Source organism: Candidatus Poribacteria bacterium (genome assembly GCA_026702755.1).
In the GTDB taxonomy this organism is placed as follows: domain Bacteria; phylum Poribacteria; class WGA-4E; order WGA-4E; family WGA-3G; genus WGA-3G.
Window position 1 is genome coordinate 42,522 of record JAPPBX010000080.1, and the last position, 15,756, is coordinate 58,277.

The 15,756-nt window shown below is 48.0% G+C and carries 17 protein-coding genes; 6 read left to right on the forward strand and 11 right to left on the reverse strand.

What is annotated here, in order from left to right:
- Entirely contained in the window at nucleotides 1–678 is a 678-nt protein-coding gene (locus tag OXH39_14390) for a biotin--[acetyl-CoA-carboxylase] ligase (protein MCY3551645.1), read from the forward strand.
- The gene (locus OXH39_14395) at nucleotides 662–1,099 is read left to right on the forward strand and encodes a DUF523 domain-containing protein (GenBank protein ID MCY3551646.1); all 438 of its coding nucleotides are present in this window, start codon (nucleotides 662–664) and stop codon (nucleotides 1,097–1,099) included. Before OXH39_14390 ends, OXH39_14395 begins: the two co-directional genes overlap by 17 nt.
- Nucleotides 1,100–1,126: 27 nt before the next feature.
- On the opposite strand, the gene trpC is transcribed toward OXH39_14395, so the two are convergent.
- Nucleotides 1,127–1,936, reverse strand: coding sequence for an indole-3-glycerol phosphate synthase TrpC (trpC, locus tag OXH39_14400; GenBank protein MCY3551647.1), 810 nt, complete (start codon nucleotides 1,934–1,936; stop codon nucleotides 1,127–1,129).
- A 25-nt stretch (nucleotides 1,937–1,961) separates the two neighbouring features.
- Nucleotides 1,962–3,002 carry an anthranilate phosphoribosyltransferase gene (gene trpD, locus OXH39_14405; GenBank protein MCY3551648.1) on the reverse strand — a complete coding sequence of 347 codons (1,041 nt, stop codon included), beginning with the start codon at nucleotides 3,000–3,002 and terminating at the stop codon, nucleotides 1,962–1,964.
- 244 nt (nucleotides 3,003–3,246) lie between these two features.
- On the opposite strand from trpD, the gene OXH39_14410 reads away from it, so the two are divergent.
- On the forward strand, nucleotides 3,247–3,711 hold the full coding sequence (locus OXH39_14410) for a GNAT family N-acetyltransferase (GenBank protein ID MCY3551649.1): 465 nt from the start codon (nucleotides 3,247–3,249) through the stop codon (nucleotides 3,709–3,711).
- Between the two features lie 87 nt (nucleotides 3,712–3,798).
- Here OXH39_14410 and OXH39_14415 read toward each other — a convergent pair whose 3' ends face one another.
- Both OXH39_14415 and OXH39_14420 read right to left on the reverse strand, forming a co-directional pair.
- Nucleotides 3,799–5,724, reverse strand: coding sequence for a hypothetical protein (locus OXH39_14415; protein ID MCY3551650.1), 1,926 nt, complete (start codon nucleotides 5,722–5,724; stop codon nucleotides 3,799–3,801).
- A 110-nt stretch (nucleotides 5,725–5,834) separates the two neighbouring features.
- Nucleotides 5,835–6,785 (reverse strand): hypothetical protein, encoded by a 951-nt coding sequence (locus OXH39_14420; protein ID MCY3551651.1) that lies wholly within the window; start codon nucleotides 6,783–6,785, stop codon nucleotides 5,835–5,837.
- Nucleotides 6,786–6,959: 174 nt separating this feature from the next.
- Here OXH39_14420 and OXH39_14425 point away from each other — a divergent pair, with 174 nt between their 5' ends.
- Nucleotides 6,960–7,796: a phytanoyl-CoA dioxygenase family protein gene (locus tag OXH39_14425; protein MCY3551652.1), complete on the forward strand. Its 837-nt coding sequence runs from the start codon at nucleotides 6,960–6,962 to the stop codon at nucleotides 7,794–7,796.
- 41 nt (nucleotides 7,797–7,837) lie between these two features.
- On the opposite strand, the gene OXH39_14430 is transcribed toward OXH39_14425, so the two are convergent.
- Nucleotides 7,838–8,743 carry a cytochrome c3 family protein gene (locus OXH39_14430; protein ID MCY3551653.1) on the reverse strand — a complete coding sequence of 302 codons (906 nt, stop codon included), beginning with the start codon at nucleotides 8,741–8,743 and terminating at the stop codon, nucleotides 7,838–7,840.
- 209 nt (nucleotides 8,744–8,952) lie between these two features.
- On the opposite strand from OXH39_14430, the gene OXH39_14435 reads away from it, so the two are divergent.
- Nucleotides 8,953–9,618 carry a DUF1080 domain-containing protein gene (locus OXH39_14435; GenBank protein ID MCY3551654.1) on the forward strand — a complete coding sequence of 222 codons (666 nt, stop codon included), beginning with the start codon at nucleotides 8,953–8,955 and terminating at the stop codon, nucleotides 9,616–9,618.
- 39 nt (nucleotides 9,619–9,657) lie between these two features.
- The gene (locus OXH39_14440) at nucleotides 9,658–10,746 is read left to right on the forward strand and encodes a Gfo/Idh/MocA family oxidoreductase (GenBank protein MCY3551655.1); all 1,089 of its coding nucleotides are present in this window, start codon (nucleotides 9,658–9,660) and stop codon (nucleotides 10,744–10,746) included.
- Nucleotides 10,747–10,850: 104 nt separating this feature from the next.
- On the opposite strand, the gene OXH39_14445 is transcribed toward OXH39_14440, so the two are convergent.
- The 6 genes from OXH39_14445 to OXH39_14470 form a co-directional block, all read right to left on the reverse strand.
- Complete coding sequence (locus tag OXH39_14445; GenBank protein MCY3551656.1) at nucleotides 10,851–11,273, reverse strand: DUF5069 domain-containing protein; 423 nt, start codon at nucleotides 11,271–11,273, stop codon at nucleotides 10,851–10,853.
- A gap of 167 nt (nucleotides 11,274–11,440) precedes the next feature.
- Nucleotides 11,441–11,728 carry a septum formation initiator family protein gene (locus OXH39_14450; protein MCY3551657.1) on the reverse strand — a complete coding sequence of 96 codons (288 nt, stop codon included), beginning with the start codon at nucleotides 11,726–11,728 and terminating at the stop codon, nucleotides 11,441–11,443.
- A 66-nt stretch (nucleotides 11,729–11,794) separates the two neighbouring features.
- Nucleotides 11,795–13,096 carry a phosphopyruvate hydratase gene (gene eno, locus OXH39_14455; GenBank protein ID MCY3551658.1) on the reverse strand — a complete coding sequence of 434 codons (1,302 nt, stop codon included), beginning with the start codon at nucleotides 13,094–13,096 and terminating at the stop codon, nucleotides 11,795–11,797.
- A gap of 157 nt (nucleotides 13,097–13,253) precedes the next feature.
- Nucleotides 13,254–13,946, reverse strand: a complete 693-nt coding sequence (locus OXH39_14460) for a heme exporter protein CcmB (protein ID MCY3551659.1) — start codon at nucleotides 13,944–13,946, stop codon at nucleotides 13,254–13,256.
- 73 nt (nucleotides 13,947–14,019) lie between these two features.
- Nucleotides 14,020–14,721, reverse strand: coding sequence for an ABC transporter ATP-binding protein (locus OXH39_14465; GenBank protein MCY3551660.1), 702 nt, complete (start codon nucleotides 14,719–14,721; stop codon nucleotides 14,020–14,022).
- A 122-nt stretch (nucleotides 14,722–14,843) separates the two neighbouring features.
- A complete protein-coding gene (locus tag OXH39_14470) occupies nucleotides 14,844–15,749 on the reverse strand; it encodes a thiamine pyrophosphate-dependent enzyme (GenBank protein MCY3551661.1) in 906 nt (301 codons plus the stop codon).
- Nucleotides 15,750–15,756 lie beyond the last annotated feature (7 nt).

The following is a 15,756-nucleotide window of genomic DNA, read 5'->3' on the forward strand; positions in this document are numbered from 1 at the left end:
ATGGATGTTACGCATCTGCGTGCGACGCTTCAGACCGCTTTCATTGGTTGTCAAATCGAACACCATACGCAAGTTGCCTCTACCAACGACATCGGTATTACGCGTGGGAAAACCGGTGCAGCAGAGGGAACCCTCATCATTGCGGAACATCAGACCGCTGGACGCGGGAGATATGGCAGGAAATGGAGTGCTCCCCCCAGAAAGAGTCTTCTTGTGTCCGTTGTGCTTAGGCATCGCTTGCTTCGCGATCAAGTTGCGCTTCCCAATCTCATCGGTGCAATCGCCATTGCACAGGCACTTCGCACAACACACAAACTTGATGCCCGGATTAAGGTGCCTAACGATGTCCGGATCAAGGGAAAAAAGGTGGCGGGTGTACTCACAGAACTTGCTTACGATGACCAGCAGCACCCGTTTTTTGTCTTGGGTTTTGGCGTGAATGTCAATAGCACTTTAGAGGATTTCCCGCCGGAACTGCGTGAAACGGCAACCTCTGTACGGATAGCAGCTGCCCGTATGGGAAACCAGGACGCTGAGATCTGCCGAACCTCGTTGTTACAAATCATACTTTGTCAATTGGAAAAAACCTACCAGCAATTGAAAACAGGTGAGACAGATTTAATCATGCGGCAGTTTGAGGCGTTACAGGAAAGGACATCACATGAAGACGATCGTTAGTGCTTGTCTCTTGGGTGTGCGCTGTCGATACGACGGCGGCGACAGCCAAAATGAAACAGCGATGAAACAGAAGGAAACGTCCGAACTCATTCCTGTCTGTCCCGAAGAGTCTGGCGGGTTGCCAACGCCGCGTCCTCCGGCAGAGATTGTCGGCGGCGATGGTGAGGATGTCCTAAACGGTAAGGCAAAAGTTATGACTGTTGATGGGAGAGATGTGACTGATGCCTATTTAAAGGGTGCCCATCACGCCTTACAAGTCGCACAAGCACACGGGGCAACGCAGGTGATTCTCAAAGCGAGAAGTCCATCCTGTGGCTGCGGCGACATCTACGACGGTACTTTTTCCGGGACCCTTACGTCCGGCGACGGCGTGACCACAGCACTCCTGAAACGACACGGCATTACCGTTACTTCGCTGTAGTTTCTACCGACGGTGTTTAACCCGCGTTCAAGAAATTAGACATCGAACCTGTTGTCCAATATCGGGACTCCGCATCAATGACTCACCGACAAGCATCGCCTGCACATTTGCTTCCCGCAGCCTCGTAACGTCTTCACGCGAATAGATACCACTTTCACTTACCACAACCCTGTCCGTCGGGATAGTCTCACGTAATCGGAACGTTGTTGCGATGTCCGTTTCAAACGTGTGCAAATTTCGGTTGTTGATACCGATAATCTGCGCATCAACGTCCAACGCGATAGCCAATTCTTCTTGTGTATGTACCTCCACCAGACACGCCAGCGACAACGACTCAGCGACATCCATAAACGTCCGCAATTCTGGTGCTGTCAGTGCTGCTACAATTAGTAAGATAGCATCCGCCCCGGCGACGCGCGCTTGATAGATGTGGTAAGCATCAATCGTGAAATCTTTTCTGAGCAGTGGTACGTCAACGACATCTCGAATTGCGCACAAATAGGCGAGTTCGCCTGAAAAAAAATGTTTGTCCGTGAGCACAGAAATGGCAGCAGCACCGTTTTCAACGTAGGTTTCGGCAATTGACACCGGATCGAAGTCTTCACGGATAATGCCTTTACTCGGTGATTTCTTCTTCACCTCTGCGATAAGCTTAACAGCATCGCTACCCGTAATGGCATCACGGCTTTTGACAGCAAGTTTTGGCTTGCAAGCTGCGCCAAAATCCCGCGTTGGTGGTAGGTTCTTAACCTCTGATTCCAACTTCGTAAGCGGCACCTGTGCCTGTTCAGCTGCTAACTCTTTCCGTTTATGTGCGATGATTGTGTCTAATATCAATGCGTTATCCCTCACCCATAATAGGCTAATTGTTGGACACCAACTTCAGACCTTCTAACTTCGCGAGTGCCTCGCCTGAGTCGATGGATTCCGATGCAAGTGCGATACCCGCATCAAGGCTATCTGCCTTCCCACCTGCAACAATTGCCGCGCCAGCGTTTAGCACAACAATATCGCGCTTGGGTCCTCGTTCGCCTTTCAGCATATTCACTATGATTTCAGCGTTCTCCTCTGGCGCACCGCCCAAGAGTGCATCAGGTTCCGTTTTCGGAATTCCGAGTGTTGTGGGATCAAGGGTATAAGTTTCAACAGCACCGTTTCGGAGTTCCGAGACGCGTGTCGTTGTTGTTGTTGTGATGTCATCTAAGCCATCAGCCCCATGCACAATAAACGCGTGCTGGCACCCGAGATTGTTGAGCGCATTTGCGTGCGCTTCAGTCAATTCTGGCGCATAGACCCCAATTACTTGTGCTTGTGGCCCCGCTGGATTGGTTAGCGGTGCTATAGCATTGAAAATTGTGCGAATTCCGATTTCTCGCCGCGGCCCGATGGCATATTTCATCGCGCCGTGCAGCACCGGCGCGAACAGGAAACCGATGCCGACCTCATCAATGCAGTGACCAATTTGTTCAGGTCCAATTTCAATATTCACACCCAACGCCATCAGTACATTCGCGCTGCCGCTCTGACGTGTTACACCGCGGTTGCCGTGCTTTGCAACCGGTACGCCTGCGCCAGCGGTAACAATAGCGGAAGTTGTTGAGATGTTGAAATGGTTCAAACCCGTCCCACCCGTACTGCACGTATCAACAAGTCGGGGAACTATAGGTGTAGCTTGTAAGTCAGGCGCATGGCGTGTCGGAACAGGCGTGGATTTGGCGCGCATTGCACGCGTTGCCCCTGTAAGCTCTTCTATTGTTTCACCTTTGAGCCGCAGAGCGGTAAGAAAACACGCAATTTGTGCGTCTGTCGTCTCACCCTCCATGATTTCGTTCATGGTATTAATCATCTCTGCTTCGGTTAGGTTATCTCCTGCTATAACTTTCTGAATTGCTTCACGAATCACGCAGTATTCCTCCTAAAATATGATGCCTACAATTATAGCAAATCTTCACAGACATTTCAAGAACGACATCTGAATCCAATCCAGAAGAAACTTGCAATTTATCTTCAGATGGTATAATATATCAAGGCGTGTCCCAGATAAAAAGATAGTTCTCTTGTACCACAAACTGTGAGTTTGTGGCATTTGGCGTATAATCCTTCAAACTCATCCTTGTATAAACGAATTTATAAAAAGAAACAAAAAGATGATCCGAAACTATAAACCGAACGACCTGCAAACCCTTCGAGAGATCACCGCTATCTGTTTCGAGAAAGTGTCCATAGACAAAAACATCGAAGACCAATTTGGACGTATTGGTGATATGGACTGGAAAGAACGCAAAATGTCCCATATCAATGACGATACAGAAGCAAACCCAGACGGGGTTTTTGTGGCGGAAGTGGACAGCGAGATTGCTGGTTATATTACAACCCGAATTAATCACACAACACGGATTGGCAGTATTCCGAACCTCGCTGTGTTACCACAGTTTCAACGCCGCGGTATCGGCAGACAGTTGATTGAAAAAGCGTTAGCGTATCTGCAGTCGGAAGGGATGCTTTATGCCCGCATTGAAACTTTGGAACAGAATCCCGTAGGTACAAGTTTTTATCCGTCCATGGGCTTCACAGAAATTGCAAGGCAGATTCACTACATCCAACCCCTGTAGGATGCAGTTGTCAGTTAACAGTACACCGTGAAACAAAATGTGATGAGTCAAAGCATCTCTTAATTGCGTATTGAGTACTGAATACTATTAAAATAGGAACCGGTACATCGGTTGATTTGTCGTAATTCCTATGAGGCTCCAGACGCTGCCGACGATAAATTCACCTAAGATTAAGCCCAAGAAAAACGGAATAAGTTTTCGATGCGCGCTTACACCACCGTGCCGAAGGATAATCCATTTGATGACTGAACTTACAAAGATCGAAAACCAGAACACATTCATCGACCAACTGCTGGAGATAGCGAACCCAGCAGGATGAAAGGGCCACCAAAAAAGCCGCATCCGCATTATCATCAGGAAACCGGTAATGAGAAAGCCGATACACATTGCGATGGTTGCTGGTACATCTGGTGCTCTCGGTGAAGTCAGCCAACTTTGAAGTCGGTTGAAGGGTCGCCCTGCGAACCAGTCCCGCGCCCCCTCAATATAAGAGATATGATAGAATGCCCAAAATGAGGCAAAGGTTCCAATAACGATTGCAACGCACATCGCAATCAGCAACCGTCGGTTGGAAATTTCTGTCCGTTCCGCTAATTTAAACCCCTCTAAGATGTGTGGCATCGGATGCCCACGATAGGCACGGTTGAAGAAGAAGAGATACGCCATTATGGTTAAGTTGTGCGGACCGAGCAGTCGTGTTCCAAAAATGCGAGGCATCATCTCATCGGGTCCAATAAAGTGTAAATCGTGGACAGGCGATCCGAGTTCCGCACGCATTCGAGTCACTGCTGTGGAGATAGCGTAATAAATACCAAAAAACACGAGGATTACCCAGATAGACATTCCTGCTGTTTTGCAAAAGCCAACAATAAAAGCGAGACTTGCGATAAGCCCTAACACTGTCATTCGATAAGACATCGGTTCTTCTGAATCGTCAACACGTGGATCGTTTCTAAATAATTTGCGTCCAACCTGCGCGAGGTGTTTTCGCGTGGCTACAATTGCGATAACAAACAATCCGAGATATGCCCCGAAGGATTGTTCATCAGTGAAAGGGAAGTTCGGCATGCCCCGTACGCCTAAAGCATCTCCGAAGATCCGTTCTGCTTTCCAAAATAGGTAGAAAAACCAGCATGAGAATGACAAGTCAAGTGGAATAAAGAAAGCAATGCCTACTGCAAATGGAAACACGGCTATCGGAGTCCATCCGATTGCACTCCACGGTTTCTGTGTAAAGAATGGACGGAGGTCATAAAGCCTCCCACCCAAACTCGGCACTGTCGGGTAAAGATAGTGAAGCCCATTGAGGATATCAATTGCGCCAGCGAGACCGAAACCGAGCCACATCATCTTGTTTGTCAACAAGTTTGTTCTGCCACCACTTGTCAATTCAAGCGGTAGTTGGATAATAGGATAACTCAGTTTCTCATGTTCTGTCCACTGTTTCCGGACGAGGCTGTTGATACACACCATCAGGAATACCATAGCGCATAAGAAGCCACCCCAGACAACAGTCGTCGTTAACCACCCTTGAGCAGTTTCCCATTGGTAAAAGGTTGTTTCGCCGCGGTAGTATTCTGTTAAGAAGGATCTTTCCTTGACAGCCATCCAATCCGGGATATACCGATGAAACAGGTCTGCCCAGTCATTTTCCGGTGTTGCGTACCAGAAAGCGTACGGAATCATCGGAATCAACACGCGAAGGACATCGTGTCCTGCAAGCGAGGAAGCGATCGACAACATGACGTAAATCGTCAACAATTCACCTTGCTGTATTGCAACCGCTGGTGCTATCCGTACCAAGAAAAGGTTAACACATACAATAACAAAGATGCAGAAAATGACGTTAAAGTAGAGGGAAATAGTGGTCGGATACCCTTGCCCAGCAGAGTCCAGAATCCAGTACATATTCGGGATAATAAGGACAGTACCGAGTAGGATTGCTCGCCATGATGCTCCAAATTTGGAGGGTTGTCTTGATCTATGAGGTTCTGAGGTTAATTCGCTTTTCAAATTGCGTGGTGCTTCCTCTCTATAGCACGTTTATAGGCTCGGAAATAAAAATCAAATCGGAGCTTTCGTTAAAGATTATCTCAATGACTGTTGAGAAAAACTCTGCATCGTTACGGCTCGATCCCGCTGCCATTTTCCAACATTTGCGCGAAGGTTTCAAGACTGTACGTTCGTAAAACTTCACGACGCAATTCTTTGAGACGTTGCAGGGTTTCAACACTTTCAAGCATTGGCTTCAACTTTTCCACATCTTTAGCAGAAAATCGAACCTCCAGTGCCTCAAGAATACCTTCAATGATGCTTTCTCGGGCACCTTGTTCAATGCCTTGTTCAATGCCCAGTTTTTTGAAGTATTGGACAACATCTGATTGCATGAGGATTTCCTCCGGTATAATTTCACGAATGTCATCAAAGTTGAAGATGACGTTACATAAGATAGCCATAGAGGCAAGATAATTCGGCTTGTCCGCCATGTCCATCGGGATAGTTTCTGCAACTTCAATGCAGTGTCGCAACCATTCTTTAGAACCCATCTCCTCTGGCGGCTTCATTAATGGTGCGAATGGGATGAGTCCTTTCAACTTTGCCTCCAGAATGTCTTGTCCCTCTATCTCAGAGAGTCTGATTACCTTGTATTTGATGGTAATCTCGTACCCTGGACCGTCTTGGACGTATTCCCCCGGATCATTGAGACCCGCATCCGGATGAAAATAGATGACATGCGAATAGATAGGTATTCCAAACGTCCGAATCCCTAAACCAACGTAGCCTGCTACGCGGTGCGGCATCGGTATCTGCCTGCTATCGTGCGTCTGAAGTTCGAGATGCACGATAACTTCTTTTCCGCGGACCCTCGCGTGTATGAAACTATCGGCACGATACCAATTCACTGTCGGCTGTTCTGTTTCAAGAACCCGAATTACCTCAGCATCCTGTGTGCCAAGACTGAATCTGATTAGGTCATTCGGATCCCCTCGAATGACGTTTTTTGCCACTGTATCATATCGACCACTCGGAAAATCGGACGCGTCGGGCTCAGGTTGCTCTATATTTTCTTCCATATTAAGTTTCCTTACAGAGTCAATTAGAAAAATAAAATTGCTTTGAAATTTTTTCGGTATGTCTTGTATAATGCATAGCATGATTCAAATCTCGATCAGCAGATCGAGGTTACTTTTGGCGAAGCCTGCAAGCCAAACTTGCTATCAAAAGCCAACGCACTAAAGGATAACACTATGGATACAATAACAGATCTTGATCCAGCAACAGTCTTTACACCAGAGCACAAAGAATTTGTCGAAAACAATGGGTATTTGCTGATTAAAAATGCTTTGCCCCCTGATGTTGTCGCGGAAATTGATGCTGCTGTTGACGAGGTTTATGCCAAAGAGGAAGCCGCGGACAGACTTGAGAATGGTGGTAAATTAAACCTCCGTAACTGCATCACGCACCACGAGGCTTTCCTTCAACTCCTTGATTGGCAAAAAACGGTGCCGCTCGCCTACGGCGTGCTCAATTGGAACGTACAGATGATTACGTCACACCTTATTGTACTCCCCTCAAAAGAGGAGCCGCCTCCTGAGGTGAGGAACCGCATCGGCTTGCACCGCGACGGCGGCACTTCACATGCGGAAATGCAGGAACCCCACCCTCGGATCATGCTTAAGATTGCCTACGCTATCAGCGACCAATCCGATCCTGCCTCTGGCGCGACCGTGTTGGTTCCAGGGAGTAACCGGTTGACGGGTAGACCACCACTTGATCCAGATACAGGTTGGGCACGCGGTGCCATCTCTATGAATGTCAATGCCGGAGATGCATTTCTCTTTGAGCAACGGACATGGCACGGTATAGGGCATAACTGGTCTGGCATGCCCCGCAAAACTATTTTTATGGGCTACGCCTACCGCTGGGTCAAACCGATGGATTATATCACGATGCCTGATGAACTGGTTGCCAAATGCAATCCGATCCAGAAGCAATTGATTGGGGTTGTCAGCGATCCACTCAGTTATTATCTACCGAAAGACCAAGATGTACCGCTGCGAGAATTGCTCAGTTCGCAAGATTAGTTGGCAAGCCGACACTCCACAATAAGGATGTGTGCTACTCCTTATTCAAGTTCGCTTTTGAGTGAAAGGCTATAGTCAAGCAGCGCGTTGGCATAGGGTATATTGTGGAGTCCGTACCCACTATCGCCTTTAACCATGTCGTAGTTCAGTTTTGCGTCCAGATAGGCTTGCGAAGTTTTATCAGGTGCAGCGTCAAGTATCTTTTTGACGGCTTGCATCTTCGATTCTATTTCGGCGCGGTATTGTGGTAACTTCGTTTCCATGTTGTTATCAACACTATCGTGACAGCCTGAAGTACTACATGTCGAGAAGTCTGCGATGAATGTGTGGCCTCCATGTTTCGCAACTGTCTCTGGGTCCTCTTTTGCCATGTGGCAATGTACACATCGTTTCTTCATTGCGCGCACATGCGGCGACGGCATCCGTTTCACACCGGCACCCTCACGTCCAAGGAACATCTCCGATTGTGATTGGTGAACGATACCTGCGCCCGCGCACCCACAGTCCATTTTATGGCAGTTGACGCATAATTTTTTTGCAGGCTTCACCAATAAGTGTTCCTCTTTACTTGTGTGGGAATGGCACGAAGAACAAGCAACAGCGTTCACCGCTGTCTCTATATTGTAAGTATGCCCTGGATAAACCCGATCACTGAAGACTTCGTAGCCAGAGGAGTGACAACTCAGACACGAGGTCTGGACTTCGTACGGACCTTCAATCAGGTTGACAAGAGCGTGTGAGTGCCCCGCGTGCTGCCATTCTTGATAGGCGGGTTCGGTTGCATGGCATTTGCTGCAACCCTCAGCAAACGGTGTTTTTGCGTTAAGGGCAACGTTCTCTATAGGTGCTGCGTGCAGTGTTCCAATCTGGTCGTAACCACAAATCGTAAAAAGGGCAATTGTTCCCATCAGTAGGGATAACCCTAAAAATAAGAAAACCTGTTTCATGAGTTTTAATTATCCTCGTCCAATTTCTCTTTTAAATCAATGGAGTTCTGTTGCTGACTGAATAGACTTGATGATTAAATATAGTATCCGATTGTGTGAAATATGTCAACACTTTTTAGTGTTAAAAACTCACGAGTTACGACCTTAAGATTTCGTCAAACTCGCGGGATGACTTCGATCTGGAGATCGCGACTGTAGGAGGGACTTTGATGTCTCAATCTGGAAACGGAATTGAACTTTTCAACGGTAAGAATATGAACGGTTGGCTCGCCCGAGGTGGCGCGCCACATCATGAATGGGATGCTGCTGGTAGTGTTGCTCTCAACCCAGACGATGCGAAACTGCTCGAAACGACAGCCGGTGAAGGGATTTTTTACAACGGTGCTACCGGACGGACGCTTGATATCTACACCGAAGCTGAATACGGTGATTGTGAATTACATGTAGAATTTATGGTGCCACAAGGTTCCAACTCCGGCGTTTACCTCATGGGTAGATATGAGATCCAGATATTGGACAGTTGGGGTGAAACGGAACTTGGCTACGGCACCTGTGGCGGCGTTTATTGTCGTTGGATCGACAATCAACCGGTGGATGGCGTGCCACCGCGCGTCAACGCCAGCAAACCACCGGGTGAGTGGCAAACCTACGACATCACCTTCCGCGCACCAAAATTTGATGCCAATGGCAGTAAGATAGCCAACGCTACCTTCGTCAAAGTCGTGTGGAACGGACAGGTCATCCATGAAGATGTTGAAGTAGTGGGTTGCACACGTGGCGCGATGGTGGAGGAAGAAGCCGCTACCGGTCCAGTGCTGTTGCAGGGCGACCATGGACCTGTCGCCTATCGCAATGTTGTGCTAAAACCGATTTAAGCCGTTTTAACTACAAACATACCGGACTAAGGAAATGTTATGCAGAAAATAAAACTTGGTGTTATCGGTGCAGGCGGTATCGTCTGCCGAATGCACCTGCCCGACCTCGTACAGGGCGACGATTTTGAAGTTAGTGTCATTGGTGGTAGACGCGAACACCGTCTCAAACATCAATGTCAAGAATTCGATATACCACGCTGGACACAGGATTACGACGCAATCATTGCAGATGATACACTTGATGCCATTCTGGTTGGCACACCGCATCCCTTACATGTTTCGTGGGGTGTCAAAGCACTCGAGGCTGGCAAACATGTGCTGATGCAAAAACCGCTTTGCGGCGATATGAATGAGGCGAATCAATTTGTCGAGGCAACTGAAGCGAGTGGTAAAACAGTCATGTGTCTCCCGCATTTCGGCGCGGCTGTCTATAAGATTCGCCAATTAATTGCCGAGAATGCGATTGGGCGCGTGTCCGGTGCGAGAATGCGAAGTAGCCATGGAGGTCCCGAAATCTACTATGCAGAGATTCGCGACATCTTCGGTGAATCTGGCGACGATCTGTGGTTTTTCGATGCCAAACAAGCGAGTGTCGGCGCACTTTTCGACATGGGCGTTTACGCTGTTTCCAGCCTCGTTGGGATGCTTGGCACCTTCAAACGGGTGACGGGTTTCGTTTCTACGTTTGACAAACCGACGGAATTAGAGGATGTCGCAACGCTTGTGCTTGAGATGCAATCGGGGGGAATCGTCACTGCGGAGACGAGTTGGTGCGATCCAGCACGCACGGGTGAAGGGAGTGTACACGGCACAGCAGGCAAATTTACGATGCCCGGCAAAGATGGCGCGACGCTTAGCCAGTGGACACCGACCTCTTACACGCGCGAACACGCGCCCGTTGATGTCAAAGCGATTGACTGTTCAGACGCAGCACCGAGTGGAATGCACACACATTTCGCCGAACATATCCGTGAAGGAACGCAACCACCGCTCTCAAATGTGTATACAGCGCGGCATGTTACTGAAATTTTGCTTGCTGGACTTGAATCTTCCGAAACAGGTAAGGCAATCGAGCTGACCACAGAAGCAGAAAATTGTGGAGATTGTTCGTCCGCAGACTGTTGTTGATACGATAATTGAACTAACAGCAGAAGCAGATAGATAGTTAGAAAGGAAAAGAGGTGTGTTTCATGTAGGCGCGGAAAGCGCGCCTACATGAAATGACGAAACGTCTAATCTAAACTGGCGTGAAATTCATACCAATCATCAAGGTTGTTGAGATTAACAGCGTCCAAGATAGAACCGTCGTCGCCAATACCGCTTGCACCGAGGATGCCCCCACGGGTATCGTCGTCGTGATTATAGCCTGAAATTGCAGCGTTCAGTTCGTCGACTGCTGCTTGGTCAAAACTTCCGTTTTCCGAAACCCACGCTTCAAATTGTGGATAGGTGGGCGAATTGTCGCTGATGTATGCCAGTGTAGCGTCCTTGTCCAGTCCGAGTCCATCTAACACCATCTGATCAAAACCTGCGCCGCATGCCGGATACTCTTCATTTAGTACACCCTTGGCATCCATTAGCACTTTCGACCAGAATCGTGGAAGATGCAATACCCCAAGCGGTCCTGCAACTCCGGAACTAATTGTGGGTATCATTGGTGTTTTCTTCCTTCCAAACATTCTGTTTTCCTCCCTTACTTTGAACGTTAAGTAATAGGTCGGTATTATCAACATAACAGGTGTTATTGCCTGCCATGCGAAATTCTACTCTATTATAGCAGCGCGTACAAAAAAAGCAAGAAAAATTTAAATGCTGTTACGAATCACTTAACATCGTCAGGTTTAGCGACTTTAAACTTGAGTTCGCCGGGTTTTATATAACCGAGCCGTTTTCTCGCGAGCCGCTCCTTTGTGAGTTCGTCGTTTTTTAGCATTTCGACGCGCTTCTGGAGCCGGTCACGTTCGGCTTCCAGTTCTCGGATCTCGGCGCGGTAGGCTTCTTCAGCGAGCTGCGCGTGCTGCCAATCGCCATAACCGTTCATGAATTGATCAACGCTAACGAGGAGTAATCCAACCGCAATAAGAAGTAAAATTGGACGAAGAATACGCATGAAGTGGACCTTAAAAAAAAGCGTTCTGGGACAGCACACAAGCTGTCCCTATGCAAATGTAATCGGTTAACGGAGGTTTGCCAAATTATAGAAGACATCCCTACCATCAAAAGTGGCACTCTCGCCAAGTTCTTCCTCAATACGGAGAAGCTGGTTATATTTGCAGACACGATCGGTACGCGAGAGTGAACCGGTCTTTATCTGTCCTGCGTTCGTTGCAACAACCAGATCGGAAATAGTGGTATCCTCTGTTTCACCCGACCGGTGTGAAACGACAGCTGTATAGTTGAAACGTCGGGCAAGTTCGATAGCGTCAAGCGTCTCTGTCAAGGTGCCAATCTGATTGACTTTGATCAGGATGGAGTTACCAATACCTTCCTGAATGCCGCGCTGCAAACGAGTGGTGTTGGTCACAAAGAGATCGTCCCCCACGAGTTGAACCTTATCCCCGATTGCCTCGGTCAAGTGCTTCCATCCTTCCCAATCGTTTTCGTCCATCCCGTCTTCAATGGAAACAATTGGGTATTTCTCACAGATTTCCGTGTAAAAGGCAACCATTTCTTCTGCTGATTTGGTCGGTTGTGCCTCTGCTTTCAATTCGTAGGTGCCGGTGTCACGATTGTAGAATTCACTGGAGGCGGCATCCAATGCCAAAAGAATGTCGTCCCCAGGGACGTAACTGGCACTCTCAATGGCTTCAATGATGACTGCGATTGCTTCCTCATTGGAACCCAAATCCGGTGCGAATCCGCCTTCATCGCCGACAGCGGTGTTGCAATTTCGGGCTTGCAAGACCGCCTTGAGGCTATGAAAAATCTCGGCACCCATGCGCAGTGCTTCGGCGAAACTCTTTGCCCCCGCTGGCATTATCATAAATTCTTGAATGTCAACATTGTTGTCGGCGTGAGAACCACCGTTTAAGATGTTCATCATCGGTAACGGGAGTTCTTTGGCGTTCGCGCCACCGATATAGCGATAAAGGGGTTGCCCCACTTCATCTGCAGCGGCTTTCGCGACAGCCAACGAAACGCCTAAAATAGCATTCGCACCGAGACGGCTTTTATTTTCAGTTCCGTCGAGTTCGCGCATGGCAGTGTCAATATCGTTTTGTGCAAAGACATCTTCCCCCGCGAGGGCAGCAGCGATAGTTGTGTTGACGTTCTCAACGGCTTTCTGAACACCTTTTCCCAAATATCGGTTGGTATCCTGATCACGCAATTCAACGGCTTCGTGTTCACCCGTAGATGCGCCAGAGGGAACGGCAGCGCGTCCGAATGCCCCTGATGCCAAATTAACGTCAACTTCGACTGTCGGGTTACCACGCGAGTCTAATATCTCGCGTGCGTGAATATGAATAATTTCTGACAAATCTTTTCTCCTTATGAAGTGTATCGACTGCTTTTTTAGAGGCCTTACGCAAAATCCATTCCTTTCTTGCGGGATCGGAAAACTGGAAGATTGGAAGGGTGGAAGTGTTGTGCGTAAGTCTTATTTTAGATGTACCTTCCAAACATTTGCGTCAATACTATTCCTCAATGACAGCATCTGCAAGTAGATACGCAGCTGCCAAAAAAACTAAACTACACCCGATGAGCAGTGCCAGCCAAAATCCGTTATCTAATCCGCCAGTTACCAAAAGCGAGACGGTGCATTTCGCTCCGCCCATAATAATTGGGATGACGAGAGGAAGTAAAATAACGGAAAGGAGGCTCTCGCCGCCATTCGCACCTGTGGACATACCAGCTAACAGCACACCGACAGCGCAAAAACCGAGTGTCCCGATACCAAGTACACCGGATAATTTCAATAATATACCCACCGTCACCACATCAAGCAGATCCAAAAATTGAAGTGCGATGGGGGTAATGACGATTTCCAATAGGAATAAAAAAATGACATTGCTAACGACTTTAGAGAGGTAGAGATTACTCGCATCAACGCCGGTCAGGCGTATGCCCTGCAACGCACCGTGTGAACGTTCTGCTGTGAATGAACGGTTCAAGGTGATAATCCCTGCAAAAACGAATGCCGCCCAGAGGACACTTGCAGTGAGTTTGCCACGCTCTCCCCTTTCAGGAAAAATCGGGCCAAACGCGAAAGCAAAAATGAGGACAACTAATATGCTGAAGACGAAGACTAATACAAACGTCTCTTTTGAACGGAATTGAAGCCCAAGGTCTTTGCGAATCAACGCGCCAATTTGACGAAGTGCCTTCATGTTTGTCTCAATTTTTTGCCAGCCATCAAGTGTTAGTAGCCAAAAGACGTTTTACGGCACAAGAACCCAACAGTTAAGAGCTTAACCTCTCTTCATACATAAACAGCAACGTCTCTGCTGTAATTTCATCTTTCTGCGCGACTTCCTCCAGTTCTCCCTTTATCATAAAGAAGAACCTTGTGCCTGCGAGATAGCCCAGCTCTGTATTATGTGTTGTGATGACAATACCTTTGCCGTTTTGTTGTTCTTGTGCAATGCGCTCCAGAGCAAACTGCTTGGCAGAAGCATCCAATCCAGAGAAGGGTTCGTCGAGTAATAAAACTGAAGGTTGATGGAGAAGTGCTCTGGCAATCATAAAACGCTGCGTCATGCCCCGTGAGAAGATGTGCAGAGGCTCATGGGCAAAGTGTTGCAAGCCGACTTCCGTGAGGAGCGTCATACAGCGGTGTTCTAACTGTTTAACGCCGTACATCCGTCCAAAAAACTTGAGATTCTCGTAAGGACTGAACACCGGATAAGCGAGATTTTCATGAATAAGGACACCCAATCCGTTACGCACGTCCGAGTAATTTGCGATTGCATCCGCGCCTTCAATCTCAAGTTTCCCGGATGTCGGCTTCAGGAGTGTCGCGAGAATTTTGATGAGCGTTGTTTTACCAGCACCATTAGGACCGAAAATTGTAACCACTTCGCCCGGATTAACCGAAAGCGTGGCATCTTTGACGATCGCGCGATTTCCAAAGTCTTTGGTGAGTTGGGAAGCACGAAGGCGCATGGTGTGAGAGATTCCGGACCGGCTGGAAAAGTGGAAGTCCTTCCAACCCTCTATCTTTCCATTTGGAAGGGTGGAAGGGTGGAAGATTGCGGGGCTTCCATCCTTCCATCTTTCTTCTACTTTTACATCATTCTTTGGATGATTGCGTCACCCTGCTCCTGGGTGATGCCGAGCGGTTGATGCACTATAGGACCTTTTTCCAAAACAGGTTCCATTTGATCCAATGACTGGCGGCTTGTATCATGGTAGAACAACCCAAGCTGCGTTTCATGCCCCGTCTTGACTGCTTGCGCAAGTGCAGCGGCTCTGTCACTTGTGTCATGATTTTCAAGAGATTGGACTCGCTCCTTCCAATAGTCGAAAATCTTCATTTTCTCCTTCTTCCAAGTCACACAAGGACTGATAACGTCAATGAACGCAAACCCTTTGTGTTGCATCCCGTTATACATCAATTCCGCGAGTTGTCTTCCTTCAGAACTAAATGCCCTTGCGACATAAGTCGCACCCGCGACAATTGCCATCGCAACCGGATTGAGAGGTGACTCTAAATTACCGAACGGCGTGCTTTTCGTCTGTTCTCCTACTATAGTCGTCGGTGAGGCTTGCCCAACAGTCAACCCATACGTCTCGTTATTCATGACAATGTAGAGGAGATCAATATTTTTTCGCATCGTATGAATGAAATGATTTCCGCCGATACCGTAACCATCACCATCACCACCCGTGACGACAACATTCAACTCGTGATTGGCAAATTTAGCACCCGTTGCGACTGCTAAAGCGCGACCGTGTAGCGTATGCATCCCGTACGTTTTGACATAACCAGGGAGGTTAGAGGAACACCCGATTCCACTTACAGTCAGGTGATCATGATTGCCACGACCGAGTTTGGCATAAGCGTTTTGTAGCGCATTAAGGACACTAAAATCACCACAACCGGCACACCAATCGGGATTAACATCACCTTTAAAATCTCGCGCTGTAGGTGCACCTTGAATAGGTCTTTCTCGTCTTGCTCGTCTCGCCATCTGATTC

Coding starts and splice junctions, on each gene's coding strand:
- OXH39_14460 (MCY3551659.1), bottom strand. CDS start 13,946: ATGAAGGCACTTCGTCAAATTGGCGCGTTGATTCGCAAAGACCTTGGG.
- OXH39_14440 (MCY3551655.1), top strand. CDS start 9,658: ATGCAGAAAATAAAACTTGGTGTTATCGGTGCAGGCGGTATCGTCTGC.
- OXH39_14395 (MCY3551646.1), top strand. CDS start 662: ATGAAGACGATCGTTAGTGCTTGTCTCTTGGGTGTGCGCTGTCGATAC.
- OXH39_14470 (MCY3551661.1), bottom strand. CDS start 15,749: ATGGCGAGACGAGCAAGACGAGAAAGACCTATTCAAGGTGCACCTACA.
- OXH39_14465 (MCY3551660.1), bottom strand. CDS start 14,721: ATGCGCCTTCGTGCTTCCCAACTCACCAAAGACTTTGGAAATCGCGCG.
- OXH39_14430 (MCY3551653.1), bottom strand. CDS start 8,743: ATGAAACAGGTTTTCTTATTTTTAGGGTTATCCCTACTGATGGGAACA.
- OXH39_14450 (MCY3551657.1), bottom strand. CDS start 11,728: ATGCGTATTCTTCGTCCAATTTTACTTCTTATTGCGGTTGGATTACTC.
- OXH39_14435 (MCY3551654.1), top strand. CDS start 8,953: ATGTCTCAATCTGGAAACGGAATTGAACTTTTCAACGGTAAGAATATG.
- OXH39_14425 (MCY3551652.1), top strand. CDS start 6,960: ATGGATACAATAACAGATCTTGATCCAGCAACAGTCTTTACACCAGAG.
- OXH39_14420 (MCY3551651.1), bottom strand. CDS start 6,785: ATGGAAGAAAATATAGAGCAACCTGAGCCCGACGCGTCCGATTTTCCG.
- OXH39_14410 (MCY3551649.1), top strand. CDS start 3,247: ATGATCCGAAACTATAAACCGAACGACCTGCAAACCCTTCGAGAGATC.
- OXH39_14390 (MCY3551645.1), top strand. CDS start 1: ATGGATGTTACGCATCTGCGTGCGACGCTTCAGACCGCTTTCATTGGT.
- OXH39_14445 (MCY3551656.1), bottom strand. CDS start 11,273: ATGATACCCACAATTAGTTCCGGAGTTGCAGGACCGCTTGGGGTATTG.